Consider the following 25440-nt stretch of genomic DNA (forward strand, 5'->3'; position numbering starts at 1 on the left):
GCCTTCCGGGCTGTCGCTGGAAGCTGACACCTATTTCGGTCACCTCGACGGCGATCGAGCGATAGCGTCACTCTCACATCAGAAAACTAGCTTCTCACAAACCAAGAATCAACCGGATCAAGAGACTCAGGTCACAGATCGGTGAGGACCAACAGGGAAAACGCTGCTCGGAGGCTACTGCCCCCACCCGCCGGCGCCGGCTGTCCACGAAGCCGAAAGACCTCGTTTGCCGAAACGGATTGACTGAACCGGCCAGACATGGAAACTTAGTACTCGTAGATGAGAATCAGATTCTCACAGGAGGTGACATGAGATTGACCCCGCTGCCGGCCGACCGATGGGACGACGACGTCGACGCCGCACTGGCGAGCCTGCTCCCCAGGAGGCGCCGCAACCCCCAGGGGGCCGGAAACGCCCTGGCCACCATGGTCCGGCATCCGGAACTCACCAAGGCATTCCTGCCGTACAACGTCCACTTACTGTTCGGCTCCACCCTGACGCCCCGCCATCGCGAGGTCGCGATCCTGCGGGTCGCAGCCCTGGCCGACAGTCCCTACGAGGTCGAACATCACAGCGGCATGGGGCGGGCCCTGAAGATGACCGACGAGGAGATCTCCGACGCACTCGGCGGCATCGCCGCCGACCCCGCCGAACAGCTCATCCTGCGGGCAGTCGGCGAACTGCACTCCTCCTCGACGATCTCCGACCAGACCTGGCACGCGCTGTCGGCTCATCTCGATGAACGTCAGCTCATGGATCTTGTCTTCACCGTCGGCGGCTATATGACGCTGGCGATGGCCTTCAACACGTTCGGCATCGAGCCGGACCGCGAGCTACAGCCTGAATACGAAAGGTAAATCCGTTGGCACACTTCCAGAAACCAGCTGCGGGCAGCTGGACAGAACATTATCCCGATCTGGGCACCGAGCCGGTCGACTACACAGACTCCATCGACCCGGAGTTCTACGAGGCCGAGCGCGAGGGCATCTTCAAGAAGACCTGGCTGTACATGGGCCGCGTCGAGAAGCTGCCCAAGGTCGGCAGCTACTTCACCCGTGAGCTGCCGGTGGTCAACACCTCGCTCATCTTCGTCAAGGGCAAGGACAAGGTCATCCGGTCCTTCCACAACGTGTGCCGGCACCGCGGCAACAAGCTCGTCTGGGACGACTTCCCCAACGAGGAGACCGCGGGCTCGTGCCGGCAGTTCACCTGCAAGTACCACGCCTGGCGGTACCAGCTCGACGGCGAGCTCACCTACGTGCAGCAGGAGAGCGAGTTCTTCGACCTCGACAAGAGCCTGTACGGCCTCAAAGAGGTGCGCTGTGAGGTGTGGGAGGGCTTCATCTTCGTCAACTTCGACAACACCGCGGTCTCTCTCACCGATTACCTGGGCGGCTACGGCAAGGGCCTGGAGGGGTACCCCTTCCACGAGATGACCGAAACCTACAGCTACCGCGCCGAGATCGGCAGCAACTGGAAGCTGTTCATCGACGCCTTCGCCGAGTTCTACCACGCACCGATCCTGCACCAGAAGCAGGCGGTCAAGGACGAGGCCGACAAGCTCATGAAGGTCGGTTTCGAGGCGCTGCACTACGACCTGCAGAGCCCGCACTCGATGATCTCCTCGTGGGGCGGCATGGCTCCCCCGAAGGACATGAACATGGTCAAGCCCATCGAGCGCGTACTGCGGTCGGGCCTGTTCGGACCGTGGGACCGTCCCGACATCGAGGGCCTGGACCCGCTGCCCCCGGCCGTCAACCCCGCGGGCGCAAAGCCTTGGGGCGTCGATGAATTCGAGTTCTTCCCGAATATGTCGCTGCTCATCTGGGCGCCGGGCTGGTACCTGACCTACACCTACTGGCCCACCGCGGTGGACAAGCACATCTTCGAGTGCAACCTGTACTTCGTGCCGCCCAAGACCATCCGCGAGCGCCTCGCCCAGGAACTGGCCGCCGTCACGGTCAAGGAGTACGCACTCCAGGACGCCAACACCCTGGAGGCCACCCAGAAGATGCTGGAAACCCGGACAGTCACCGAGTTCCCGCTCTGCGACCAGGAAATCCTTCTGCGCCACCTGCACAAGATGGCCGTCGATCACGTTGAGGAGTACCGCAATGCCAGTGTTGCCGGCTGAATTCGCCGATCTCGAGCCCTTCGCCGACTGGGCGCTGGAAACCGAACAGGAACGCTACGCCAAGCGGCTGGCCTCCACGATGCCGGAGATGCAGGCGTTCTACGACGCCGCGTTCCCGCGCCTGGCCGACGTCATGGACTACGGCGACCAGTTCGACCTGCGGGATCTGCCCGAGGATGTGCGCAAGCTCGTGCACCTGATGCAGTCACTGATCATGGTGTCCTTCCCCGTCGAGGTGTGGAAGCAGCCGCGGGTGCCCGACTCGGGTGCGGCCTGGGCCGAATTGGTCTACGAACCTGTCGTCTGAAGTGCCACAGTCTGAGAAGGACACAGACAGATGCTCATCATCAAGGCCGCCGGCCTGATCGACGTCGACGCGGGCACCCTGGTCACCCCAGCGGTGCTCCGCGTCGACGGCGATCGCATCGTCGGCGTCAACGACGGTGTCCCCGCGGGCGATTCCGATGAGGTCATCGACCTCGGGGACAACATCCTGCTGCCCGGACTGATGGACATGGAGGTCAACCTCCTCATGGGCGGGCGCGGTGAGCGTCCGCCCATGTCGTCGGTCCAGGACGATCCGCCCACCCGCATCCTGCGGGCCGTCGGCAATTCCCGGCGCACCCTGCGCGCCGGATTCACCACGGTCCGCAACCTCGGCCTGTTCGTCAAGACCGGCGGCTACCTGCTCGACGTGGCGCTCGGCAAGGCCATCGACAAGGGCTGGATCGACGGACCCCGCATCGTGCCCGCCGGGCATGCGATCACCCCCACCGGGGGTCACCTCGATCCGACGATGTTCGCCGCCTTCGCACCGGGGATGATGGAACTCACCCTCGAGGAGGGCATCGCCAACGGTGTCGACGAGGTCCGCAAGGCGGTGCGCTACCAAATCAAGTACGGTGCGCAGCTCATCAAGGTGTGCGTCTCCGGCGGAGTCATGTCGCTCACCGGATCACCTGGCGCCCAGCACTATTCGTTCGACGAGCTGTGCGCCATCGTCGACGAGGCCCATCGCCGCGGGCTGCGGGTGGCCTCGCACACCCACGGTGCCGAGGCCGTCAAACAGGCCGTGAAAGCCGGCATCGACTGCATCGAGCACGGCTTCCTCATGGACGACGAGGCGATTCAGATGCTGGTGGACAACGACACGTTCCTGGTGCCCACCACCCGGCTGGCCGACGCGATGGACACCTCGCACGCCGCTCCCGAACTGCAGGCCAAGGCCGCGGAGATGTTCCCCAAGGCCCGTATCTCGGTGAAGAAGGCCTACGACGCCGGGGTCAAGATCGCGGTCGGCACCGACGCACCGGCGATCCCGCACGGCAAGAACGCCGACGAACTCGTCGCGCTCGTCTCACGCGGGATGTCGAATGCGGCCGTGCTGCGTGCGGCCACCGTCGTGGCGGCCGAACTCATCCAGGTCACCGACCGCGGCCGGCTCGCCGAGGGGCTGCTGGCCGACATCATCGCCGTTCCCGGCAATCCGCTCGACGACATGACCGTCACCCAGGATGTTCGTTTCGTCATGAAGGGAGGACAGACATATGTCAACAAGTGACAGGACCGACGACATCGTCGAGATCGGGCAACTCCTGGCCAAATACGCCGTGACGATGACCAAATGCGATGTGGAAGGCGTGGTCTCGGTGTTCACTCCCGACGGCACCTACAGTGCCTTCGGTGACGTGTATCCGCTCGACCAGTTCCCCGCCCTCGTGACCGTGGCTCCTAAGGGCCTGTTCATGACGGGCGCCCCGTTCATCGAGTTCGGCGAACCCGACGCGGACGGAAGCATCAACGACGCCACCGGAACCCAGCCCTTGCAGTTCGTCGACCACACCCAGACCGACATCCGCATCGGCTACTACAGCGACACCTACCGCCGCACCGACGACGGCTGGCGTCTGGCCACCCGCGCGATGACCTTCATCCGCCGCAACGGCGAACACAACTCCGGCCGCCCCCACGTCGTCGACCTCAGCTCAGCCACCTGAGTCATGAGCCCGACGTCACCGGACCCTTCGAGACGCTGTCGGCTCGCAAGCTCGCGCGACAGCCCTCAGGGATCAAGAAGGTCAACCGCGACCACACATCTAGAACCCACCCACCCGCGACCACACATCTTGATCCCTGAGGCCGAAGCGACGAAGGAGCGAGGGTCACGAAGGGTCCGGTGACACGACAACCTGACGCACCACCCCTGATTCGAGGAACGACCATGCAGCTCGCCCCCGACGAGTTCCGCGCCAAACTCGTCTCCTGGCTCGACACCCACGATCTGAGCCCAGGAAACGATCACTCGTTTGACGCGCAGGTAGCCCAGCTCTCCCGCGTTCGAAAAGCCCTGTTCGACGCGGACTGGATGCGGTACGGCTGGCCGACCGAGGTGGGTGGCCTCGGCGGACCGGCGGTACTGCGGGCAATCCTCGGCGAGGAAGTGGCAACCCGCTTCCTCGCCGAGCCCGGCATCTACTCGATGATCGAGGTGCTCGCACCGACGATGATCTCCTACGCCCGCCCCGAGCTCGCGGCGCAGATGGTGCCGCGCCTGCTCGACGGCACCGAACAGTGGTGCCAGGGCTTCTCCGAACCCGGCTCGGGCAGCGATCTGGCGTCCCTGTCGACCCGCGCCGAGCAGCGCGGCGACACCTGGGTCATCAATGGCCAGAAGGTGTGGACCAGCCTGGCGCAGTACGCATCCCGGTGCGTCCTCCTCACCCGCACGGCCCCCGGCCATGCGGGTATCACCGCGTTCTTCGTCGACATGGACACCCCAGGTATCACGGTCCGCCCGTTGCGCACGATGCATGACGTCGACGAGTTCGCCGAGGTCTACTTCGACGACGTCGTCGTCCCCGCAGACCGGATGCTCGGGCAGCCCGGCGACGGCTGGAAGTTGGCGATGGACCTGCTCCCCTACGAGCGATCCACCTGTTTCTGGCACCGCATCGCCTACCTGCTGGCCACTCTCGACGGTCTGGCCGGAAAGGCCGATGAGGCCGACGATCTCGACCTGGGCGCGGCCTATCTGGCGGTGCACACGGCCCGCTGCCGGTCGCACATCACCCAGCGCACGCTCGCCGCCACCGGCAAGGTCGGCGCCGAGACCTCCATCGACAAGGTGCTGCTGTCCACCGCCGAGCAGCAGTTGTTCGACACCTACCGCGACCTGGTGCCCGGAGCCATCGAATGGACCGACCCGGTGCTGCGATCGGAGTACCTGTACTCGAAGGCCGCCACCATCTATGGTGGCACCGCCGAAATCCAGCGCAACATCATCGCGCGCCGGCTCCTCGGCCTGGGTAAAGAACAGTGACGGGTAACGAATCATGATGGGAAAGGACTCGTAGTGGACGGCGCCGACATCGCCCTGCTCTCCGACGCGCTGCGCGGCACCATGGCCGAGCACACCGGACCGGCCCTCGATGCCGCCCTCGACGATCTCGGCTGGCAGGACATGCTCAGCGAGATCCCGGAGGTCGCAATACCTTTGGTGTTCCGCCTTCTCGGTGAGACCGGTGCCCACGCCTCGATCATCAACGACGTACTGGCACCACAGGGATCGTCGGCCGATTATCCGCTGCCGATGACCGGTGACCTGTGGCTGCGCTGGCATCGCACCGCCGACGTCCGCAGCAGCTCCCTTGACCCGGAACTTCCACTGTCGCAAGCCGATCCGGGACCGATCCCGAAAGACGCACTGATCCGCGGCCGGATAGCGCTGGGCTGGTGGCTGGTGGGTTCGAGCCGGGCCATGCTGGAGCTGGCGCGCACCCACGCACTCGACCGCACCCAGTTCGGCAAACCGATCGCCGCGTTCCAGGCGGTCCGCCATCGCCTCGCCGAAACCCTGGTCGCCATCGAAGGCGCCGAGGCCGCGCTGACCGCCACCACCGTCGACCTACAGGCCGACTCGACTGTTCCCCACGAGGATTCGCTGCTGCGTGCGCTACTCGCCAAGGCCGCCTCCGGCCGGGCCGCCCTGATCACCAGCCGGCACGCCCAGCAGGTGCACGGCGGGATCGGTTTCACCGCCGAACACTCCCTGCACCGCCACATCCGCCGCGTCCACATGCTCGACGCGCTCCTGGGCAGCTCCCGCACCCTGACCCGCGAGGCCGGAACCCTGATCCGCGAGCAGTCCCACGCCCCACGCCTCATCCATCTGTAGTTCCACCCGAAACACAAAGATCCTCCGTCAGTTGACGGAGGATCTTTGTGTTTCGGGTGGAGCGAGATCAGCTGCAGGCGGGGATCTGGGCGCCGGTGCCCTGGATGGAGAGCAGCGCGCAGAACGTCGAGCTCGCGACCTTCCACTTGCCGTCGACCTTGATGGCCTGGCCGGTCTGGTCGGGCATCACTGGAGTGCCGTTGAGCAGCAGGTCGTAGGAGACGTCGGCGTTGGTGTCGTCGGTGAGGGTCACACCCTTGACGGTGACACCGGTGCCCTGCGCCCGGGTGTCCGAGGCCATGCCGACGAGGACCTGGCTGAAGCCATCGGGGTTCTCGATCAGCGCGGTGCGGTCGGCGGCCGGGGTCTTGCCGTTGAAGAACGTGGTGTAGGCGTCGGTGATCTCCTTGGTGACCGCGGGATCGGCGGCAGATGCGGCAGCGCTGCTGGTGGCGGCGGTGCTCTCTGCCACCGCGGAGGTGGTGGCACTCGACGAGGCGTCCGACGAATCGTCGTCGTCGCCACAACCCGCCACGACGCCGATCACGACGGCGGCCGCACAACACGCGGTCAGCGCCCGGCTCAACTTTGTTTGACGCATGAAGCGTTCCCTTCTCCAAAGACGACGGCCACGCCGTCGGACAGTCTCGAGAGTGCCGACGCAAAGCTGTCGTCAACACCGGCGGAAATGCCGTTCTCGCAATTGAGAGTACAATCTCGAAAGCGTCTGAGATACCTTTTCGGCATATCTGTCCGACCATTTTCGGCGGAGGTCCCTGGACACTTTCGGCGCGGCCTCTCGGCCATGGCGATCATCGGCGTGGCATGCCCAGGACCCGCTCGGCGATCACATTGCGCTGGATCTCCGAGGTACCGCCGGCGATGGTGAAGCCGAAGCTGCGCGCGTACCGCTCGAACCAGCTCGCGTAGAACTGTTCGAGGTCCATGTGGCAGTACGGCGCCGTCGTCGCCGGATGCACCAGTCCGTCGCCGCCGGCAGCGCTGAAGGCATGTTCGGTCGCTCGCTGTACCGCCTCGGAACCGAGCAGTTTGAGCACCGACAGCGACGGCGTGTCCTGCTCGCCCCGAGCAGCCCGGGCCAGCGCTTTGGACCCCAGCAGCCGCAGCGCGTACGAGTCCATCACCAGCGACGCGTAGCGATCGTTGTCCAGGACCGTGTTCGGCCGGAAGTCGCGCAGCAGGTCGTCGAGACGGTCGGCGAAGCTGAGCCACAACAGGGTTCGTTCGTGTCCGAGCGAACCGTTGGCCACGGTCCAGCCGTCGTTGAGCTTGCCCACGAGGTTCTCGGCAGGCACCCGCACCTCGTCGAAGAACACCTCGTTGAAGTCGTGATCGTCGCGGGAGGCGATGGATCCGAAGGGTCGCCGGGTCACCCCGGGCGTGTCGGTGGGTATCAGCACCACGCTGATCCCCTTGTGTTTGGGAGCCTCAGGATCGGTGCGGACGAAGGTCAGCAACACGTCGGCGTGGTGGGCGCCGGAGGTCCACACCTTCTGCCCGTTGACCACGAAATGGTCGCCGTCGAGACGGGCCGTGGTGCGCAGCCCGGCCAGATCCGAGCCCGCTCCGGGCTCGCTCATTCCCAGCGACGCGGTGATCTCGGCGCGCAGGATCGGCACCGCCCAGCGTTGCTTCTGCTCCGGTGTGCCGAAGGTGAGCAGGGACGCGGCGATGATGCCCAGCCCTTGGGGGTTATAGCTGTGATAGATGCGACGAGCGGACAGCTCCTGCAGATGAACAAATTGTTCGACGATTCCCGCATTCCGCCCGCCGAATTCGGGCGGATTTCCCGGCAGCAACCAGCCGGCGTCGAATTGCTTTCGCTGCCAGGCGCGTGCCCATTCGGGGATGTCCGCACTCGAGCGGGCCCGTTCGGCGGCGTCGGCCTCGGCCGGCAGTTCGGCGTCGAGGAATGCGGCGAATTCCTGCCGGAACTCCTCGATGTCGGCGTCAAAGGTGAGTTGCACGGTACCCCTCCGTGATGAGTGCGCGATGGTGGTCGGCGCCGCCGAACAGCAGGTCGGCGGCCTTGGCCCGTTTGAGGGCGAACTGCAGATCGTTCTCCCACGTGTAGCCCATGGCCCCGAACAGTTGATACCCGTTGCGGAACACCAGCGACTGACACTCACCGGCAGCGGCCTTGGCCATCGACGCGGCCAACCGGGCCTCCGGCGAGCCGGCGGCGATCGACAGCGCGGCGAAGTGTGTCAGCGCCCGCGCCCGTTCGATCGCCACATGCATGTCGGCGGCCTTGTGTTTGACGGCCTGAAAACTACCGATGGCCACCCCGAATTGCTTACGCGAGCACACGTGTTCGAGGGTCAGATCCAGAATCCGTTGACAGGCACCCACTATCGTGGCCGCCAGCCCGACAAGTGCCCGGTGCCGGGCGGATTCGACGTCGGCGCACACCCTGCGGTCGTCGGCGACGCGGACTCCGGCGAAGCTCAGATCCGCCACGTGCAGAAGCGGATCGAAGACCGGCACGCGCCTGGCCGTCACCTGATCGGCGTCGACGATGAACACGCCCGCGCCGGTGACCACCGCGATCCGGCCGGCCCTGTCCCCGTCGAGTACCGAACGCGCCACGCCGTCGAGTACCCAGTGATCACCGCTGCGGGTGGCGCTCACCCCGTCGAACGCGCCGGCGCCGGCGACCGTCGTGTCCGCACCCGGACCGGCCAGCGGTGCGAACTGCGTCATCGTCGCGAGATACGGCGTCGGATCGGCCGCGCGCCCGAGTTCCTCCAGCGCGATGACCAATTCGACCGTTTCGCCTGATTCGGCGAGTTCGGTCCAGCCTTGCGTCACAATGCCTTGCCACAGGCCGTCCGGCTGGGCCTCGCCCTCGGCAACCTGTCTGACCCACGTCGCCGGACATTGCTTGGCCAGGAAGTCGGCGACCGTCTTCTGCCACAGCTGCTGATCGGAGTCCAACTCCAGGAGCATGCTTCCACCTCTCGGGAGAATGATGTTCTCTCAATCAGAGAGTACTGTATCGAAGTCGAGATGGACATCACCCCGGTAATGCGCTAATGCCGCTCCCCATATGGTTAGACTGCCGTTATGCATTGCCTGATCGGGACGCTCCCCACAGAAGCAGGAGGGCGACCATGACCGACACCAACGACGAGCCCGCATGGAAGCAGCGAGCGGTCGAGCGGTCAATCAAGACGGCCAAACTCCGTGCCGAGCAACGGGTTCAGCGTTTCCTCGATGCCGCACAGGCGATCATCACCGAAAAGGGAACCACCGAATTCACGGTCCAGGAGGTCGTCGACCGGTCCCGGCAATCGTTGCGCAGCTTCTACCTGCAGTTCGACGGAAAACATGAATTGCTCCTCGCCCTGTTCGAGGACGCACTCAACAAGGCGGCCGCCCAGATCCGGGCCGCCGCCGAATCCGAGACCGATCCCATCGAACGGCTGCACGTCGCAACCACTTTGCTGTTCGAACTCTCCCGCCCCGACCCCACCGCCAAGCGGCCGCTGTTCAGTGACTTCGCTCCGCAATTGCTCATCACCCACCCCAACGAGGTCCGGGTGGCCCACGCCCCACTGATCGCGTTGTTCGCCGAGTTGATGTCCGACGCCTCCGACGCGGGCCGTCTCGACTCCACGATCGGCGTCCGGCGCCTGGCCGCGATGACGATGCAGACCGTCATGTTCATCGCCCAGTCGAGTGCTCCGGAAACCACGGACTCGCACCCGATCGAGGCCGATGAGGTGTGGGAGTTCTCCTCGAAGGGTTTCCTCAAGCACTGAGTCGGACAGCGAGAAGCTGGTTCTCGCTTTCGATAATACCATTCGCTACCCTGGTGTGATGTCTGCCGAGTGGGATCGCCTACTGACCGTCCTCAACCTCACCACCGGGTCATCCGCACATGCCGATGCCGGGAACGTGACACTGGTGGGCGAGAACCTGGAACTCGCCTACCATCGGCTGTTCGGCGGTCAGATCCTCGCGCAGTTCGTCGCCGCCGCCCTGCGCGCCTGCCCCGGCAAATCCGTGAAGTCACTGCACAGTGTCTTCGTGAAGGAAGGCCTGATCGACAGCCCGGTCACGTACCGGGCGTCGGTGCGGCACGAGGGCCGCTCGTTCGCCACCGCCCAGATCGACGCCGTGCAGGGCGAACGGCTCATCGCCACGGCCACCGCATCGCTGCACGTACCCGAGGACGGCCCCGACATCCAGACCGTCGATCCGGCCCCGGACCTGCTCGACGAATCGTTCTCCCGGACCATCGACCTGCTGCCGTGGGAGGCGCGCTCCGCCGACGACCTCGACGACAGCGCCGCGGGCCCGCCCACCTACGAACTCTGGATGCGGACCCCGCCGGTGCCCGACGGCCAGGCCGAATGCGTCGCCGCCTACGCCACCGACCTGACCCTGATCGGCACCGCCCTGCGCCCCGTCGAGGGCTACGACCAGCGCGGCAACGGCACCGCGTTCCTGTCGGCGGTCACCACGCACACCCTCTGGTTCCACCGCCCGATCCGCACCGACCAGTGGTTGCTGCTTCGCCAGCACAGCCCCGTCCTCACCGCCGGCCGCGGCTTCGGCCGCGGCGATCTCCTCGACGCCGACGGCCGCCTCCTCGCCTCCTTCGCCCAGGAAGCCATGGTCCGCGGCCTCCGATAGCCAACCCGCTCTTGTTCCCTGAGGCCGAAGCGAGGAAGGGTCCGGTGACCTTTCGACACCTGACGTCACCACCCCCGACAGGGCACGCACCCACACCAACCTGAATTTATCTTCAAGTCCGGTGTACCAGACCTCCGCACCACCTAGACTCGCCTCCGAGCGGCATAAGACCGCAGGCAAGGAGGCCACCAGTGAGCACACCGTCAGACGTCGCCCAGGACCGGGCACAGTCCCTCAAGGGCACCTTCAGCGACGACTTCGCCGCTGTCACAGACGAACTCCAGGCACAACTGGACTCCGGTAACGAGCGCGGCGCCTCCCTCGTCATCAACGTCGACGGCGAGAATGTCGTCGACGTGTGGGGCGGCTTCGCCGACACCGAATGCACGCGTCCCTGGGAAAGCGACACCATCGCCAACGTCTGGTCCACCACCAAGACCGTCACCTACCTGTCGATGCTGATGCTCGCCGACCGCGGCCTGATCGACTTCGACACCCCGGTCGCCACCTACTGGCCCGAGTTCGCACAGAACGGCAAAGAAGCGATCACCGTGGGACAGGTGATGTCGCATACCTCCGGCGTCTCGGGCTGGGATCAGCCGGTCACCGTCGAGGACCTGTTCGACGTCGACTCCGCCACCGCCCGCCTCGCGACGCAGGCACCATGGTGGGAGCCGGGCACCGCGTCGGGCTATCACTCCATCAACCAGGGGCACCTGCTCGGTGAGGTCCTGCGCCGCGTCACCGGTATCACGCTGCGCGACTTCGTCGCCCAGGAGATCGCCGGCCCACTCGGAGCCGACTTCCAGATCGGTGCGGCCGAAAGTGATTGGGACAGAATCGCTCCCCTGACCTACCCGCTCGACAACGCCCTCGATCTCGTGGGTCTCCTCGGCCCCGATCACCTCGCGACCAAAACCCTCGCCGGCCCTCCACTGTCGGGCACCGACGCCAACCGGCCCGAATGGCGCCGTACGATCATCGGCGCCGCCAACGGACATGGCAACGCCCGCTCTGTCAACAAAGTCCTCTCCACCATCACCCTCGGTGGCACAGTCGACGGTGTCCGGCTGCTGTCTGAGGAGATGATCAACAAGGCCCTCACCGTGCAGATCGACGACGTCGACCAAGTGCTGATGACACCGGTGCGCCGCGGCCTCGGCTACGGCCTGCTCACCCCCGAAAGCGCCGAGGGCACTCCCGCCCGCGACGGCATCGCCTACTGGGGCGGCTGGGGCGGCTCCATCATCGTCATGGACACCGAACGCCGGACCACCTTCTCGTACGTGATGAACAAGATGGGCACCGTCATCTTCGGCAACGACCGCAGCCTCGGCTACCTCAAAACCTTCTTCGAGATCACCGGCTGACCCACCCCGCTGGTTGAGGTGCGAGAGCGCCAGCGACGAGCCTCGAAACCCGTGAGAGAACACTGTCGTCTCACCAGGTTTCGAGGCTCGCAGGCTCGCACCTCAACCGGCCTGGTGAGCCACCTCGATCACGGTTGCCGATCCCATCCCGCCACCGGCACACTGCTAACCGGCAACCTCGATCACGGTTGCCGATCCCATCCCGCCACCGGCACACTGCTAACCGGCAACCTCGATCACGGTTGCCGATCCCATCCCGCCACCGGCACACATGGCCGCCACCCCGATTCCCCCTCCGCGCCTGCGCAGTTCGTGGACGAGGGTGACCAGCATCCGGGCGCCGGTGGCGGCGACGGGATGGCCGAGCGAGCAGCCGCTGCCGGAGACGTTGACCTTCTCCGGATCGATTTCCAGGAGCTTCACGCAGGCAACGCAATTGGCTGCGAAGGCCTCGTTGATCTCGAACAGGTCCACGTCGTCGAGTGACAGACCCGCACGCGCGAGGGCTTTCGGAATCGCCGTCACCGGCGACAGTCCCGTCTGCGCCGGTTCGACACCGACGTTCGCCCACGACCGCACCGTGGCGAGCGCGGGCAGCCCCAGCTCGCTCGATGCGATCGCGAGCAGTGCGGCGGCATCGTTGGCACCGCAAGCGTTTCCGGCCGTGATGGAGAATCCGTCGATCTCCGGATGCAGCGGGTTGAGGGCGGCCAGCTTCTCCGCGGTGGTGGTGCGGCGGGGATGCTCATCGACCGAGAACAGCCCGTGCGGGGTCTTGATCGGCACGATCTCATCGACGAAGCGCCCCTCGTCGATCGCGGCGATGGCCCGCTGATGTGATCGCAACGCCCACGCGTCCATCTCCTCGCGGGAAATCCCCGCGGCCTTGGCCGAGTTCCAGCCGACGGTGATCGACATGTCCCGGTTGGGGGCATCGGGCTCGTCCGGGTGCGTGGCCGGCATCCACGGGTCGATCCACTCGTCCGCACCCACCCGGAACCGCGACTTGGGCGACGTCGACGCCGAGTTCACGCCACCGGCCAGGACCAGCGAATCCATGCCCGCCCGAATCGATCCGGCCGCCGACTGCACCGCCGACAGTCCGGCCGCGCAATGCCGGTTGTTGGCCAGACCCGGAACGGTGCGCAGGCCGGAGGTGATGGCCGCGTGCCGCGCGATCACACCGCCGCCGTACAGCCCCTCCCCCAGGATCACGTCGTCGATCTCCGCGGTGTTGCCGAGCGCTGCCACGTCGGCCGCGACTGCCGACACGATGCGCTCGGCGAGGTCGAAGGCGTCGGTGTCGCGCAGGCTGCCCTTGCCCGCGGTGCCGATCGGTGTGCGCCGTGCGGCGACGATTACTGCTTCCGGCACGATGATGCCCTTCTGCTCGCGTATCCGATGAGAATATGATTCTCTCAAACAGAGATCGTTAATCGCAAGAAGGGGTAACCGTGGATATTGCAGGTAGTTCCGCCGTCGTCATCGGAGGTGCGGGCGGCCTCGGAGAGGCCACCGTCCGTAGGCTCACCGCCGCCGGCGCCGCCGTCGTGATCGCCGACCTCGCCGACGACAAGGGCAAGGATCTGGCCGCCGAGCTGGGCACCAGCTACGTGCGCACCGACGCCACCAGCACCGACGACGTCAACAACGCCCTCGCCGAAGCCGAGGGACTCGGGCCGCTGCGCGTGGTCGTCGACACCCACGGCGGGCCGGCCTCGGGCGGGCGGCTGGTGGGCAAGGACGGCTCACCGCTCGACCTCGACGGCTTCCGCAAGACGATCGACATCTACCTCACCGGGGTGTTCAATGTCCTGCGCCTGTCGGCGGCGGCGATGGCGCGCACCGAACCCACCGACTCGGGCCGCGGCGTCATCATCACCACGGCGTCCATCGCCGCCTACGAGGGCCAGATCGGCCAACTCCCCTACGCCGCAGCCAAAGGCGGCGTCGCCGCGATGACCCTGGTGGCCGCACGCGACCTGTCCCCGCTGGGCATCCGGGTGGCCACCATCGCCCCCGGCACCATCAACACCCCGGCCTACGGCAAGTCCGCCGACCAGCTCGAGGAGTACTGGGGCAAGCAGGTGCCGTGGCCCAAGCGCATGGGTCGCCCCGCCGAATACGCCACCCTCGCAGCCCAGATCGTCGAGAACGATTACCTCAACGGCGAGGTCATCCGCCTCGACGGGGCCCTGCGCTTCGGCCCCCGATAGAGCCGAGCGTCACCGGACCCGGGGCCGACGCGACCACACATCTTGACCCCTGAGGCCGAAGCGACGAAGGAGCGAGGGTCACGAAGGGTCCGGTGAGACAAGAATCCTCACCGGACCACCCCGAAACCCCTATGCCCCGCTACCCTTTCGGCGCGGTCAGCCGAGCGATCGTCGCCCGGAAATCATCGGTCTGGAACGACAGTTCCTCTGCCATATTCGCGTAGTCCAGGCTCGCGAGCACCGCACGTTCGAGGTGGATGTTGAGCATCCGCTTGGTCGCCTCGACGGCCTGCTGCGGCAACTCCATCATCTTCTTGGCGCACGCGATGGCCTCGGAGAGAGGATCGTCCACGACGTGATTGGCCAGTCCCAGCGCCACCGCCCGCTCGGCGGGGATCCGGGTGCCGGTGAGCGCGAACTCCTTGGCCTGCAACAGGCTGATCTGCAACGGCCAGGTCAGCGGACCACCGTCGGCCGCGACCAAACCTACCTGCACGTGCGGATCGGCGAGATACGCCGTCGGCGCCATGTACACGGTGTCGCTCAAAGCCACCAGGCTGCAACCCAATCCGACGGCCGGACCGTTGACGGCGGCCACCACCGGAATCCGGCAGCGCGCCATCCCGAGCACCAGTTCCCGCCCGTGCCGGATCGTCTTGGCGCGCAACGCCGCATCCTGCCCCAGTTCGGCGAGGTAGGTGAAATCGCCACCGGCGGAGAAGGCCTTGCCCCTGCCAGTCAGCACCGCGGCCCGCACCTGCGGATCGTCGGTGAGCTGATCCCACAACGATGCCAGCCCCGAGTGCAGGTTGTCGTTGACGGCGTTGAGGGCGTCGGGACGGTTGAGGGTGATGATCCGCAACGCGCCTTCGGCGGTCACCTCGATCTCGTCGGGCATTCCGTACATGTTCACACTCCCAATCCCAGTAGCCGCGAGGCGATGATGTTCTTCTGAATCTGCGACGTCCCGCCCATCACGCTCTGCGCCCGCGAATACAGGTACGAGCTGAGCAGTTCCGGATCGGAGGTCCCGGCCACCGACACAGACGCGTGCCCAACGGTCTGCTCGGTCCAGGTCATCAGCAGTTTGTCCAGCGAGCCCTCCGAGGTGTGCGAGACCCCGTCGAGCTGTTCGGACAGTCTGCGCCGCACATGCAGCCGCAGCATCTCGGTTTCGACTGCTGCCAAGGCCAATTCGTCGGTGGGCTCGTCCACTCGGGATACCAGCGACTGCACCGTCTTGGCGTACCGGGCCACGTACCCCAGCGTCGACGGTTCCCGTTCATGCCCGACGACGGTCATGGCCATCGCCCAGCCGTCGCCGGGCGCACCGACGATGTTCCCGGCCGGAACCCGGACGTCGTCGAAGGTCACCTGCCCGAACTCGGTGGTGATGCCGCTGATCATCTTCAGCGGCCGCTGCACGATGCCGGGTGTGTCCATCGGCACGATGAACGCCGAGATCCCCCGGTGCCGAGGCACATCCGGGTCGGTGCGGGCCAGCAGCAGACACCAGTCGGCGATGTCGGAGTAGCTGGTCCAGATCTTGTGCCCGTTGATGACGTACTCGTCGCCCTCGCGGACGGCGGCCGTGCGCAGCGACGCCAGGTCCGAACCGGCGCCCGGTTCGGAAAACCCCTGACACCAGCGCTGGGTGCCGTCGATCATGCCGGGCAGGAAACGCTCCTGCAGTTCGGCGCTGCCGTGCCGGCACAGTCCGTGCAGCAGGTAGCCCAGGCTCGGCCGGGGCGGGGCACCGGCTTTGGCGAGTTCCTCGTCGAGGATCACGTCGTAGACGGGCGGCAGGTCGTGGCCGCCGAATCTCTTGGGCCACGACAGCCCGAAGAATCCGGCGCCGTACAGCGCCTGGTGCCATTCGCCCTGCCGCGACCAGTACTCGTCGCCGGAGGTCGGGAAGTCCTTGGCGTTGTCGGCGAGCCAGGCCCGCAGCCTGGCGCGGAACTGCGCCTCGTCGGGCGAGTCACGATAGTCCACTGCTGATCTCCTTCAACGTGACGGGGAATGTCTCGGTAGCCACGAGGACCCGGCGCAGGTACAGGTGGGCCAGGCATTCCCAGGTGTTGCCGATGCCGCCGTGTACCTGGATCGAGTTCTCGCACACCGTGAGTGCCGAACGCGCCGCGTACACCTTGGCCATCTGCGCGGCCCGCACCGCATCCTCGGGGTCGAGTTCGTCGACGGCCCAGGCGGCGTGCCGCACGATGCTGACCATGCCCTCGATCAGCGCGAGGCCTTCGGCCAGCAGATGCGCCACGGCCTGATACGAGCCGATGGTCTTGCCGTACTGTTCGCGGATCTTGGCGTAGTCGCAGGCGAGCGCGTGCGCCCCGCGGGCGGCGCCGAGCAGGTCGGCGGCGGTGGTGGTGAGCGCGAGGGCGTACCAGCGCCGGGCGTCGGCATCGGAGACGGTGCCCACCGACTCACCCGCAGACCCGACCCGCGCCGACTCCCGGGTGAGGTCGGCGCAGACCGCGGCATCGCCGGGGGTGCCGAGCAACACGGTGGTGCCGTCGAGGCTCACCACACGCTCACTGCCGCGTGCGTCGATGGCGATGTCGCCGATGGCGACGGTGGCGCCCTCGCCTGTGCCCCCGGCTTCCGATGCCGAGGCGTGCCGGAGCAGATCATCGGCGAGGATCGGCCCGAGGAACGGCGTGTCCACGAGGCCGCGGGCCAGTTCTTCGGCCACCACCGCGACCTCGACGCCCGAGGCGCCGTCGGAACGGAGCGTGCGCCACCCGGAGCCGGTGACGGCGGCGTCGAGCCGGGAGCGGCGCTGCGCGGAGTCGAGTGCGGCCACCGATTCGGGGCCGAGGTCGGTGGCAAGTTTGGCGGCGGCGTCGCGGAGTTGCGCCTGCTCGCTGGTCAACCGTGCGTCCATCGGTCTCCTAACACGGATCAGGAAGGTTGAGATTCGGGGAACTTGAGAGGATGCTACCTCAATGTGAGAATATGATTCTCACATCAATAGAACTGCAATACCGTCGCGGTTGGCAAGCCGGGATCCGCAGGCCCGGACCCGGAGCCGCCCCTGCCGCGACGGCAGCCCTACAGAGGAGAGAGGCCGTGTCGAGAGCCCCGATGTTCCAGCGCGCCACCGTCACCCGCGTCATCAAGGAGACGGCCGATGCGCGGACCTTCGTCCTCGCGCCCGAAGACGGCCCGCTCACCTACCGCGCGGGCCAGTACTGCACGTTCCGTGTCGAGGTCGACGGCGAGACGCTGTACCGCTCGTACTCGATGTCCAGCTCCCCCGACACCGACGACGAACTGTGCACCACCGTCAAACGAGTCCCCGGCGGCAAGGTGTCCAACTGGCTGCTCGACAACATCGCCGACGGCGACACCCTGGAGATGACCAGGGCTTTCGGCACCTTCTGCCTCAAGGACGGCCACAAGCCCGTCATCGGGTACAGCGGGGGCAGCGGCATCACACCGATCCTGTCGCTGGCCAAGTCGGCCCTGGCCACCACCGACCGCGACGTCTACCTGCTGTGCGCCGACCGCGACGCCGACGCAGCCATCTTCACCGCCGCCGTCGACGACCTCCTTGCCCGCTATCCGGGCAGGCTGACGGTCCGGCGCAGCTTCGACGTCGAGAACGGCTTCCTCACCCGCGACGCGGTGACCGCGTTTCTCGGCGACCTCTCCGACGCCGACCACTACATCTGCGGCCCCGAACCGTTCATGGATGTGGTCGAGGCGGCCGTCACCGGCCGCGGCACCCTGTTCGTCGAGCGTTTCGGCGGGGCGGCACAGTTACCCGAGGGTGCCGAGACTCAGACCACCCCCGCAGCGGACACCGCCGACAAGGTGAGCGGCACCGTCACCATCACGCTCAAACGCAAGAAGGTCACCGTGGACCGTGCGGCCGGTGAGACCATCCTCGAGGCGGCCCGCCGCGGCGGTCTCACCCCGCCGTTCTCCTGCGAGGCCGGCAACTGCGCCACCTGCATCGCCCACCTCGAGGAGGGCACCGCCACGATGCGCGTCAACGACGCTCTCGAGGACGACGAGATCGAGGACGGCTACACCCTGACCTGCCAAGCCGTACCCGACTGCGCCACGACTGTGGTCACATATGAGGACTGACGCAAGACAACGAAAGGTTAAACCCCCATGGCCAAAGGCATTCTGCTCGTCGAGAGCCACCCCAGTTCGCCCGAGCGCGACGCCGAGTTCAACGAGTGGTACGAGACCGTGCACATGCCGGAGGTGCTCGCCCTCGACGGTTTCGTCTCCGCCCGCCGGTTCCGTCCGGTCCGCCCCGGTGAACCCTATGTCGCGGTGTACGACATCGAAGCCGACGATGTCACGGCTGCGGCCAAGGGTGTGTTCGCCGCGGCCAAGAGCGGTGGCTTCAATATGAGCGACTCGATGCAGTTCGATCCGCCGCCCGCCATGCGCATCCTCGAACTGACCGCCGAACAGTCCGCACCGTAGGCAGCGAGGTGCGTAGGTAAGGAGCCGAAAGGCCACCGGACCCAACGCGTCCCTCGCTCCTTCATCGCATCGGCATCAGGGATCAAGATGTTTGGTCACGCCCAACCATCTTGATCCCTGATGAACCTCGCGCGGCACCCGAAAACCCCGCGCTCCCAACAGGTCTACCGGAGGTCTTTGGCCATGTAGGCCACGGCCTCCCGGGTGCGGTCGCGGGAGGCGCGCAGTTCCTCGCGGGTGTCGCCGACGGGCAGCAGGCGCATCGAGATGTCGGTCACACCGGCGTCGATGTAGCGCTGGAATCCGGCCAGGATCTCGTCCTCGTCGCCGGCGAGGATCAGGTCACCGGCGTCTCGGGCATTGCCGTGGTCGAGCAGCCGCTGATAGTTGGGCGAGAACTCCGACTCGGTGAGCAGCAGGTTGGCACGCTCCCGCGCCTTGTCGACTTCCGAAGGGGCACACAGGCATACGGGGATTCCGGCGACGACGCGCGGCGCGGGACGCCCGGCGGCCTCGGCGGCAGCGTTGATGCGGGGTGCGATGTGGTCGCCGATCGCCTTCTCGTCAGCCATCCACAGAATGGTGCCGTCGGCCCGCTCGCCCGCGATCTTGAGCATCACCGGCCCGAGCGCTGACAGCATCACCGGCAGCGGCGCGACGGGTTCAAGGTCGAGCGGATTGTGCACCGTGAACGAGTTGTTCTCCACATCGACAGGGCCCGGTCCGTGCAGTGCCTTGTCGAGGACGTCGAGAACATCGCGAGTGTAGGCGGCGGGCTTGGAGTACGGGATGCCAAGCATGTCCTGGACGATCCAGTGGTGCGACGGCCCGATGCCGAGCACCACCCGGCCACCGGAGACCGCATGCGCCGAAAGCACCTGCCGGGCAAGGGCGATCGGATGCTGAGCATGCAGGGGCACCACGGCCGTGCCGATCTCGACACGGCTGGTCTTGGCCCCGACCGCGGCGACCGCGATGAGCGCGTCGAAGTCGCTGGGCACCTGCGGAATCCAGATCGAGTCGAAGCCGGCGTTCTCCGCCCACTCCGCGTCCCTGATCATCCGGCCCAGTTTGCGGGCGGCGTCGCCGCCCTCCGGACCCACCATCACGCCCATGCGCATGTTGTTTCGCCTCCCAGCCGCCGGCAGACCGGCATCTGTTGAATATGCTACTTGCAGAATGGGAGAATACCAATATCGTGGATGGTAGTCAGATTCTCGTCAGGAGGCCCACCTATGAATCTCGATGATCTGGTGCTCATCAGCATCGACGATCACGTCGTCGAACCACCGGACATGTTCCTGCGTCACGTTCCCGAGAAGTACAAGGATCAGGCGCCCGTCGTCTTCACCGACGAAAAGGGCGTGGACAAGTGGATGTACCAGGGCAAACAGGCCGGCGTGAGCGGCCTCAATGCCGTCGTCAGCTGGCCCGCCGAGGAGTGGGGCCGCGACCCCGCCGGCTTCGCCGAGATGCGCCCGGGCGCCTATGACGTCCACGAGCGGGTCCGCGACATGAGCCGCAACGGCATCTGGGGTTCGATGTGTTTCCCCACCTTCACCGGCTTCTCCGCCCGGCACCTCAACCAGTATCAGGACCCGGTCACCCTGATCATGGTGTCGGCGTACAACGACTGGCACATCGACGAATGGTGCGGCGCCTACCCGGAACGTTTCGTCCCGCTCGCACTGCTGCCCACCTGGAATCCCGAGGCGATGTGCGCCGAGATCCGGCGGGTCGCGGCCAAGGGGTGCCGCGCGGTCACCATGCCCGAGATCCCGCATCTGGAAGGGCTGCCGAGCTACCACGACATCGACTACTGGGGTCCGGTGTTCCAGACGCTGTCGGACACCGGGCTGGTGATGTGCCTGCACATCGGTTCCGGTTTCGGAGCCATCTCGATGGCCAAGGACGCCCCCATCGACAACCTGATCGTGCTGGCCACCCAGATCTCCGCGATCGCCGCGCAGGATCTGCTGTGGGGTCCGGCGATGCGCGCCTACCCCGACCTCAAGTTCGCCTTCTCCGAGGGCGGCATCGGCTGGATCCCGTTCTATCTCGACCGCTGCGACCGGCATTACACCAACCAGAAGTGGCTGCGCCGCGACTTCGGCGGCAAACTGCCGAGTGAGGTGTTCCGCGAGCACTCACTGGCCTGCTACGTCACCGACCCGACGGCGCTGTTGCTGCGCAACGAGATCGGCATCGACATCATCGCCTGGGAGTGCGATTACCCGCATTCGGACTGCTTCTGGCCCAACGCCGCCGAGCTCATGCTCGACGAGCTCAACCGGGCCGGGGCGTCGGATTCGGATATCGACAAGATCGGCTGGCAGAACTCGGCCCGCTTCTTCAACTGGGATCCGCTGAAGCACCATACCCGCGAGGAGATCTCGGTGGGCGCGCTGCGCCAGGCGGCCGCCGATGTCGACGTGTCCATCCGCTCCCGCGCCGAATGGGCCCGGCGCTACCACGAGAAGCAGGCCGCTGCCGCGACTTGATTTGTGCCTCAGAGGGTTTCGAGGTGGTCCGGTGACGCGCGATCATGAGGCGGCCACCTGCTCGGAGGCGGCGGCCCACAGGCCGGCGTAGTGACCACCGGCGGTGACCAGCTCGTCATGGGAGCCGTCCTCGACGATCACGCCGTTGTCCACCACCAGGATCCGGTGCGAGGCGCGGGCGGTGTGCAGGCGATGGGCGATGACGATGGTCGTGCGGCCACTGGCGACCAGTCCCATCGCCCGCTGCACCCGCGACTCGGTGGCGAGGTCGAGATTGGCGGTGGCCTCGTCGAGCAGCAGGATCGCCGGATCCACCAGCAGAGCCCGTGCCAGGCTGAGCAACTGCCGCTGCCCCGCCGACAGCGAGGTGCCCTGTTCGCTGACCGGTGTGAGGTATCCGGCGGGCAGGCCACGGATGAACTCGTGCGCACCCACCGCGCGTGCGGCCCGCTCCACCTCGAGGTCCGAGGCGCCGGGGCGGCCGTAGGCGATATTGGAGCGGATGGTGCCGCTGAACAGGAACGGTTCCTGCGGAACGAAACCGAGCTGATGCCGGTACGACGGCAGGTCGAGCTGCTTCAGCGGCACCCCGTCGATGCGGACCGTCCCGTTGTCCGGATCGTAGAACCGGGCAACCAGTTTCATCAGCGTCGACTTGCCCGCGCCGGTGGTGCCGACCAGCGCCACCACCTGTCCGGATGGAATGTGCAGCGACACGTCGTCCATCACGACGAGCCCGGTGGATTCGTAGGCGAAGGTGACGTCATCGAGATCGATGTCGCCGCGCAGCCGGCCCGGGACGACGGGCGCCTCGGCGGCCGGTGTGGCCGACGGGGTGCGCAGCAGGTCCCCGAGCTGACCGGCCGCGACCTTGGCCTGCAACCATTGGTCGAACACCGACGACAGCTGCCGGATCGGCGCGAAGAACTGGTCGAGGTACAGCAGGAACGCCACCAGCACACCGGCGGTGAGGTGTCCCGCGGCGAACATGCTCGCCCCCGCCCCGAGCGCGGTGGCCTTGGCGATCACGCTGAGGAAGTCGATGAACGGAAAGAACCTGGCCTGCAATTCGTATGACCGCTCCCGGGCCGCGCAGTAGCTTTCGGCCAGGCCCGCGAACCGACGTTCGTTGGCGCTCTGCCGGTTGTACGCCTGGCTGACGGTGACTCCGTTGAGGCTTTCCTGCATGTCAGCGTAGAGCACCGAGATCCGTTCCCGGGCCACCAGATACGACCGCGTCGACTTGCGCCCGAACACCGCGGTCGCCACCACCAGCGGCAATAAGATGATCGAAACAGCCAGCGCCAAGGCGGGATTGAACACCGCGAGGACGACTGCGATACCGCCGCAGGTGAGCAGGCTGACCAGCGCGGTGACCAGTCCCTGCTGCAGGAGCTGCGCGAAGGCCTCGACGTCCGAGGTCATCCGGGTCATGATCTTGCCGGCCTGGTGCTGCTCGTAGTAGCCCAGCGAAAGCCGTTGCAGGTGAGCGAAAGTCCGCACACGAAGGCCGAACAGCATCCGCTCGGCGGTCCACTGGGTGAAAAACGTCATGTACCGCTGATTCACCCAGATGAGCAGTTGCAGCGCCAGCAGCGACCCCACCACCACGTACAGCACGGTGACCGAGTCGCGGACGACCCCGTGGTCGACACCCCACCGGATGAGGGCGGGCCCGGCCAGCGACGCGAGGGCGTCGATCACCACCAGCAGCACACCCAGGGCGAGCGGCCGGGCGAAGGGCCGGAATACGGCCCCCATCGTGAAGTGGCTGTTGGGTGCGGTCTGCGCGGCCAGGTCCACCTCGGGTTCACCGGCCAGCGGCGGCAGGGCCGCGACGGCGGCGAGCAGTTCGGGCGATTCGGTCGCCAGGCTGCCGAGCCGGGAACTGTCGCTGATCGGGCCACCGCCACCGGCCGACGACCGGGCCAGCGCGTCGCCGGCGAAACTGCTCACCTTGGCCGCGCCGTCGCGGGACACGTCGGCGGGCCATGCCACGGCGTCGACCGCGGTCACCTCACCGGCCGGGGCGGCACCGATGTCGTCGGAGTCGGGTCCCGTCATCAGTTCCCGGAACAGCTCCGATCGTTCCTGCAGTTCGTCGGGTGTGCCCTGATCGACGATCCGTCCGCCGTCGAGCACGATGACCCGGTCGGCCAGTTGCAGCGTCGAATAGCGTTTGGCGATGAGCACCGTGGTGCGCTGGGCCAGCACCTCGTCGAAGGAATGATGGATGGCGTGTTCGGTGCGGGCGTCGATCGCCGACGTCGCGTCGTCGAGGACCAGGATGCGCGGGTTGGCCAGGGCTGCCCGGGCCAGGGCGATGCGCTGACGCTGCCCGCCCGAGAGGGTGTAACCGCGTTCGCCCACCACAGTGTCGTAGCCGCCGGGCAGTCCGGAGATGAATCCGTGGGCGTGGGCGGCGACGGCGGCGCGTTCGACCTCGTCGTCGCCGGCGTCGGGGCGGCCGAAGGCGATGTTGTCGCGGATGGTGGTGGAGAACAGGAAACCTTCCTCGAACACCAGGCCGACGGCGCGACGGATGGATCCGACCGAACAGTCCCGCAGGTCCTGACCGTCGATGCGGATCTGGCCCGAGGCCGGGTCGTAGAAGCGGGCCAGCAGCAACGCGAGTGTCGATTTGCCGGACCCGGACGCCCCGACGATGGCAAGCCGCTCGCCCGGCTCCACCCGCAGCGTGATGTCGGTGAGCACCCGCTCGCCGCCCGCGTAGGCGAAGTCGGCGTGGTCGATCTCGATCAGCCCGCGCCCGGCCCGCAGGTCGGGGGCGTCGGGCTGCTCGATGACCTCGGACTTCGCGCTCAGCAGGTCGAGCAGCCGCGCCACACCCGCCCGCGCCTGCTGGCTGGTGGTGAGGATGCTCGACAGAAACCGGACGGGGGTGACCAGTTGCAGGATGTAGCTGGAGAAGGCCAGGTACACGCCCAGGGTGATGTCGCCGTGCATCACCAGCAGCCCACCGAGGGCGAGTACCCCGACCTGGGTGAGGCCCGGGAAGGCGTCGAGCGAGGCCGAGAACCGGGCGGTGATTCGGGCGGCCCGCAGCCGGGACTGGAACAGGGTGCGGGCCTCGGAGTTCAGGGTGCGCTGTTCCTGCTCCTCCTGACCGAACGCCTTGACCACGCGCACGCCCGTGATGGCTTCCTCGACCACTCCGGCCACCGCACCCTTGTAGACGGCGTCGGTGTAGCTGGCCGGGAAGGTGCGCGCCCGGAACCGGGCCGCCACCCACAGGAACAGCGGGACGGCTATCACCATCACCAGCGACAGCAGCGGTGACAGGTACAGCATCACGATGAGCGCGCTGGTCAGGAGCGTGAGGTTGCCGGCGAGCAGGCCCAGTTGCTGCAGGAACATCTGGATCAGGGTCAGGTCACTGGTGGCCCGCGACATCACATCACCGGTTCGGAACCGTCCCCGGGCTCCCGCGTCGAGGTGCTGCATCTGCCGGTGGACGCGTTCCTGCAGGTCGCGTTGCCCGCGGGCAGCCGCCCGGAAGCCCACGGAGCGGCGCAGGTACTGCAACGCGAAGCACAGCACACCCACCGCGAGCAGGATGGTGATCCAGGTGCCGAGCGACTGCTTGTCGGTGACGATGCAGTCGTCGACGATCCGCTGCTGGATCAGCGGAATGGCGGCAAGGGTCATCTGGGCGAGCACGGACAGCACGATCCCGGCGCGTATCCTGCGCAGGTTGGCCCGGCCGAGTAAAGGCGCCAGCAATGTGAGCGTTCCCCGACCGTCTTTTACCTTCGAGCTCACCAGACATCAATCCCTTCGAGCGCCACGGACTTTCAGCGCCGACCGCGATGCCCCTGATGCCGGACGCAATGTCCGATTCTGGGTCGATCGGGTTTCGACGCATTGATAAACGATACCGGACCACCCCGACGGTAAA

Annotated in this window: 23 protein-coding genes; 14 read left to right on the top strand and 9 right to left on the bottom strand. The window is 66.6% G+C overall.

The genetic code is table 11. The features are described 5' to 3' along the window. Positions 1-308 precede the first annotated feature (308 nt). The 7 genes from GOAMR_RS17915 to GOAMR_RS17945 all read left to right on the top strand — a co-directional run bounded on the left by GOAMR_RS17915 (position 309) and on the right by GOAMR_RS17945 (position 6308). Positions 309-857, top strand: coding sequence for a carboxymuconolactone decarboxylase family protein (locus GOAMR_RS17915; RefSeq protein WP_040515723.1), 549 nt, complete (start codon positions 309-311; stop codon positions 855-857). 5 nt (positions 858-862) lie between these two features. Next, positions 863-2134: an aromatic ring-hydroxylating oxygenase subunit alpha gene (locus tag GOAMR_RS17920; RefSeq protein ID WP_005191139.1), complete on the top strand. Its 1272-nt coding sequence runs from the start codon at positions 863-865 to the stop codon at positions 2132-2134. Then, on the top strand, positions 2115-2441 hold the full coding sequence (locus GOAMR_RS17925) for a hypothetical protein (RefSeq protein ID WP_005191142.1): 327 nt from the start codon (positions 2115-2117) through the stop codon (positions 2439-2441). Before GOAMR_RS17920 ends, GOAMR_RS17925 begins: the two co-directional genes overlap by 20 nt. Positions 2442-2471: 30 nt before the next feature. After that, positions 2472-3695 carry a metal-dependent hydrolase family protein gene (locus GOAMR_RS17930; RefSeq protein WP_005191145.1) on the top strand — a complete coding sequence of 408 codons (1224 nt, stop codon included), beginning with the start codon at positions 2472-2474 and terminating at the stop codon, positions 3693-3695. Then, positions 3682-4131, top strand: a complete 450-nt coding sequence (locus GOAMR_RS17935) for a nuclear transport factor 2 family protein (protein ID WP_005191148.1) — start codon at positions 3682-3684, stop codon at positions 4129-4131. Before GOAMR_RS17930 ends, GOAMR_RS17935 begins: the two co-directional genes overlap by 14 nt. A gap of 224 nt (positions 4132-4355) precedes the next feature. After that, positions 4356-5453 (top strand): acyl-CoA dehydrogenase family protein, encoded by a 1098-nt coding sequence (locus GOAMR_RS17940; protein ID WP_005191152.1) that lies wholly within the window; start codon positions 4356-4358, stop codon positions 5451-5453. A 33-nt stretch (positions 5454-5486) separates the two neighbouring features. Continuing rightward, on the top strand, positions 5487-6308 hold the full coding sequence (locus GOAMR_RS17945; protein WP_005191153.1) for an acyl-CoA dehydrogenase family protein: 822 nt from the start codon (positions 5487-5489) through the stop codon (positions 6306-6308). A 67-nt stretch (positions 6309-6375) separates the two neighbouring features. Here the strand turns inward: GOAMR_RS17945 and GOAMR_RS17950 are convergent, their stop codons facing one another. The 3 genes from GOAMR_RS17950 to GOAMR_RS17960 all read right to left on the bottom strand — a co-directional run bounded on the left by GOAMR_RS17950 (position 6376) and on the right by GOAMR_RS17960 (position 9278). After that, positions 6376-6909 carry an MTB12 C-terminal domain-containing protein gene (locus tag GOAMR_RS17950; protein ID WP_005191156.1) on the bottom strand — a complete coding sequence of 178 codons (534 nt, stop codon included), beginning with the start codon at positions 6907-6909 and terminating at the stop codon, positions 6376-6378. Positions 6910-7120: 211 nt separating this feature from the next. Beyond that, on the bottom strand, positions 7121-8296 hold the full coding sequence (locus GOAMR_RS17955; protein ID WP_005191159.1) for an acyl-CoA dehydrogenase family protein: 1176 nt from the start codon (positions 8294-8296) through the stop codon (positions 7121-7123). Beyond that, positions 8280-9278: an acyl-CoA dehydrogenase family protein gene (locus GOAMR_RS17960; protein ID WP_005191164.1), complete on the bottom strand. Its 999-nt coding sequence runs from the start codon at positions 9276-9278 to the stop codon at positions 8280-8282. Before GOAMR_RS17960 ends, GOAMR_RS17955 begins: the two co-directional genes overlap by 17 nt. A 164-nt stretch (positions 9279-9442) precedes the next feature. Between GOAMR_RS17960 and GOAMR_RS17965 the strand changes: the two genes are divergently transcribed. From GOAMR_RS17965 to GOAMR_RS17975, 3 genes are all read left to right on the top strand, one after another. Continuing rightward, on the top strand, positions 9443-10093 hold the full coding sequence (locus GOAMR_RS17965; protein WP_005191167.1) for a TetR/AcrR family transcriptional regulator: 651 nt from the start codon (positions 9443-9445) through the stop codon (positions 10091-10093). Positions 10094-10151: 58 nt separating this feature from the next. Then, positions 10152-10970, top strand: coding sequence for an acyl-CoA thioesterase (locus GOAMR_RS17970; protein ID WP_005191170.1), 819 nt, complete (start codon positions 10152-10154; stop codon positions 10968-10970). 191 nt (positions 10971-11161) lie between these two features. Beyond that, positions 11162-12340 carry an EstA family serine hydrolase gene (locus tag GOAMR_RS17975; RefSeq protein WP_005191173.1) on the top strand — a complete coding sequence of 393 codons (1179 nt, stop codon included), beginning with the start codon at positions 11162-11164 and terminating at the stop codon, positions 12338-12340. Between the two features lie 219 nt (positions 12341-12559). Here GOAMR_RS17975 and GOAMR_RS17980 read toward each other — a convergent pair whose 3' ends face one another. Continuing rightward, positions 12560-13714 carry a thiolase family protein gene (locus GOAMR_RS17980; protein ID WP_040515724.1) on the bottom strand — a complete coding sequence of 385 codons (1155 nt, stop codon included), beginning with the start codon at positions 13712-13714 and terminating at the stop codon, positions 12560-12562. Positions 13715-13794: 80 nt separating this feature from the next. Between GOAMR_RS17980 and GOAMR_RS17985 the strand changes: the two genes are divergently transcribed. Continuing rightward, positions 13795-14556 carry an SDR family oxidoreductase gene (locus tag GOAMR_RS17985; protein WP_005191177.1) on the top strand — a complete coding sequence of 254 codons (762 nt, stop codon included), beginning with the start codon at positions 13795-13797 and terminating at the stop codon, positions 14554-14556. Positions 14557-14695: 139 nt separating this feature from the next. On the opposite strand, the gene GOAMR_RS17990 is transcribed toward GOAMR_RS17985, so the two are convergent. Genes GOAMR_RS17990 through GOAMR_RS18000 form a run of 3 tightly spaced genes read right to left on the bottom strand, consistent with a single transcriptional unit; the run spans position 14696 to position 17458 of the window. Further along, a complete protein-coding gene (locus GOAMR_RS17990; protein ID WP_005191180.1) occupies positions 14696-15463 on the bottom strand; it encodes an enoyl-CoA hydratase/isomerase family protein in 768 nt (255 codons plus the stop codon). A gap of 2 nt (positions 15464-15465) precedes the next feature. After that, a complete protein-coding gene (locus GOAMR_RS17995; protein ID WP_005191183.1) occupies positions 15466-16551 on the bottom strand; it encodes an acyl-CoA dehydrogenase family protein in 1086 nt (361 codons plus the stop codon). Beyond that, positions 16538-17458 (bottom strand): acyl-CoA dehydrogenase family protein, encoded by a 921-nt coding sequence (locus tag GOAMR_RS18000; protein WP_005191186.1) that lies wholly within the window; start codon positions 17456-17458, stop codon positions 16538-16540. Before GOAMR_RS18000 ends, GOAMR_RS17995 begins: the two co-directional genes overlap by 14 nt. 185 nt (positions 17459-17643) lie before the next feature. Here GOAMR_RS18000 and GOAMR_RS18005 point away from each other — a divergent pair, with 185 nt between their 5' ends. Beyond that, entirely contained in the window at positions 17644-18669 is a 1026-nt protein-coding gene (locus GOAMR_RS18005; RefSeq protein ID WP_005191189.1) for a ferredoxin--NADP reductase, read from the top strand. 27 nt (positions 18670-18696) lie between these two features. Then, positions 18697-19020: a DUF4286 family protein gene (locus GOAMR_RS18010; RefSeq protein ID WP_005191197.1), complete on the top strand. Its 324-nt coding sequence runs from the start codon at positions 18697-18699 to the stop codon at positions 19018-19020. Positions 19021-19184: 164 nt separating this feature from the next. Here GOAMR_RS18010 and GOAMR_RS18015 read toward each other — a convergent pair whose 3' ends face one another. Beyond that, on the bottom strand, positions 19185-20141 hold the full coding sequence (locus tag GOAMR_RS18015) for a TIGR03564 family F420-dependent LLM class oxidoreductase (RefSeq protein ID WP_005191203.1): 957 nt from the start codon (positions 20139-20141) through the stop codon (positions 19185-19187). A 114-nt stretch (positions 20142-20255) separates the two neighbouring features. Here GOAMR_RS18015 and GOAMR_RS18020 point away from each other — a divergent pair, with 114 nt between their 5' ends. After that, entirely contained in the window at positions 20256-21521 is a 1266-nt protein-coding gene (locus tag GOAMR_RS18020) for an amidohydrolase family protein (RefSeq protein WP_005191207.1), read from the top strand. 42 nt (positions 21522-21563) lie between these two features. Here the strand turns inward: GOAMR_RS18020 and GOAMR_RS18025 are convergent, their stop codons facing one another. After that, entirely contained in the window at positions 21564-25304 is a 3741-nt protein-coding gene (locus GOAMR_RS18025) for an ABC transporter ATP-binding protein (protein WP_005191209.1), read from the bottom strand. Between the last annotated feature and the right edge of the window lie 136 nt (positions 25305-25440).

The sequence above is a fragment of the Gordonia amarae NBRC 15530 genome (genome assembly GCF_000241345.1).
In the GTDB taxonomy this organism is placed as follows: Bacteria; Actinomycetota; Actinomycetes; order Mycobacteriales; family Mycobacteriaceae; genus Gordonia; species Gordonia amarae.

Coding starts and splice junctions, on each gene's coding strand:
- GOAMR_RS17970 (WP_005191170.1), top strand. CDS start 10,152: ATGTCTGCCGAGTGGGATCGCCTACTGACCGTCCTCAACCTCACCACC.
- GOAMR_RS17930 (WP_005191145.1), top strand. CDS start 2,472: ATGCTCATCATCAAGGCCGCCGGCCTGATCGACGTCGACGCGGGCACC.
- GOAMR_RS18020 (WP_005191207.1), top strand. CDS start 20,256: ATGAATCTCGATGATCTGGTGCTCATCAGCATCGACGATCACGTCGTC.
- GOAMR_RS18010 (WP_005191197.1), top strand. CDS start 18,697: ATGGCCAAAGGCATTCTGCTCGTCGAGAGCCACCCCAGTTCGCCCGAG.
- GOAMR_RS17950 (WP_005191156.1), bottom strand. CDS start 6,909: ATGCGTCAAACAAAGTTGAGCCGGGCGCTGACCGCGTGTTGTGCGGCC.
- GOAMR_RS17935 (WP_005191148.1), top strand. CDS start 3,682: ATGTCAACAAGTGACAGGACCGACGACATCGTCGAGATCGGGCAACTC.
- GOAMR_RS17925 (WP_005191142.1), top strand. CDS start 2,115: ATGCCAGTGTTGCCGGCTGAATTCGCCGATCTCGAGCCCTTCGCCGAC.
- GOAMR_RS17965 (WP_005191167.1), top strand. CDS start 9,443: ATGACCGACACCAACGACGAGCCCGCATGGAAGCAGCGAGCGGTCGAG.
- GOAMR_RS17960 (WP_005191164.1), bottom strand. CDS start 9,278: ATGCTCCTGGAGTTGGACTCCGATCAGCAGCTGTGGCAGAAGACGGTC.
- GOAMR_RS17940 (WP_005191152.1), top strand. CDS start 4,356: ATGCAGCTCGCCCCCGACGAGTTCCGCGCCAAACTCGTCTCCTGGCTC.
- GOAMR_RS17990 (WP_005191180.1), bottom strand. CDS start 15,463: ATGTACGGAATGCCCGACGAGATCGAGGTGACCGCCGAAGGCGCGTTG.
- GOAMR_RS18000 (WP_005191186.1), bottom strand. CDS start 17,458: ATGGACGCACGGTTGACCAGCGAGCAGGCGCAACTCCGCGACGCCGCC.
- GOAMR_RS17915 (WP_040515723.1), top strand. CDS start 309: ATGAGATTGACCCCGCTGCCGGCCGACCGATGGGACGACGACGTCGAC.
- GOAMR_RS18015 (WP_005191203.1), bottom strand. CDS start 20,141: ATGCGCATGGGCGTGATGGTGGGTCCGGAGGGCGGCGACGCCGCCCGC.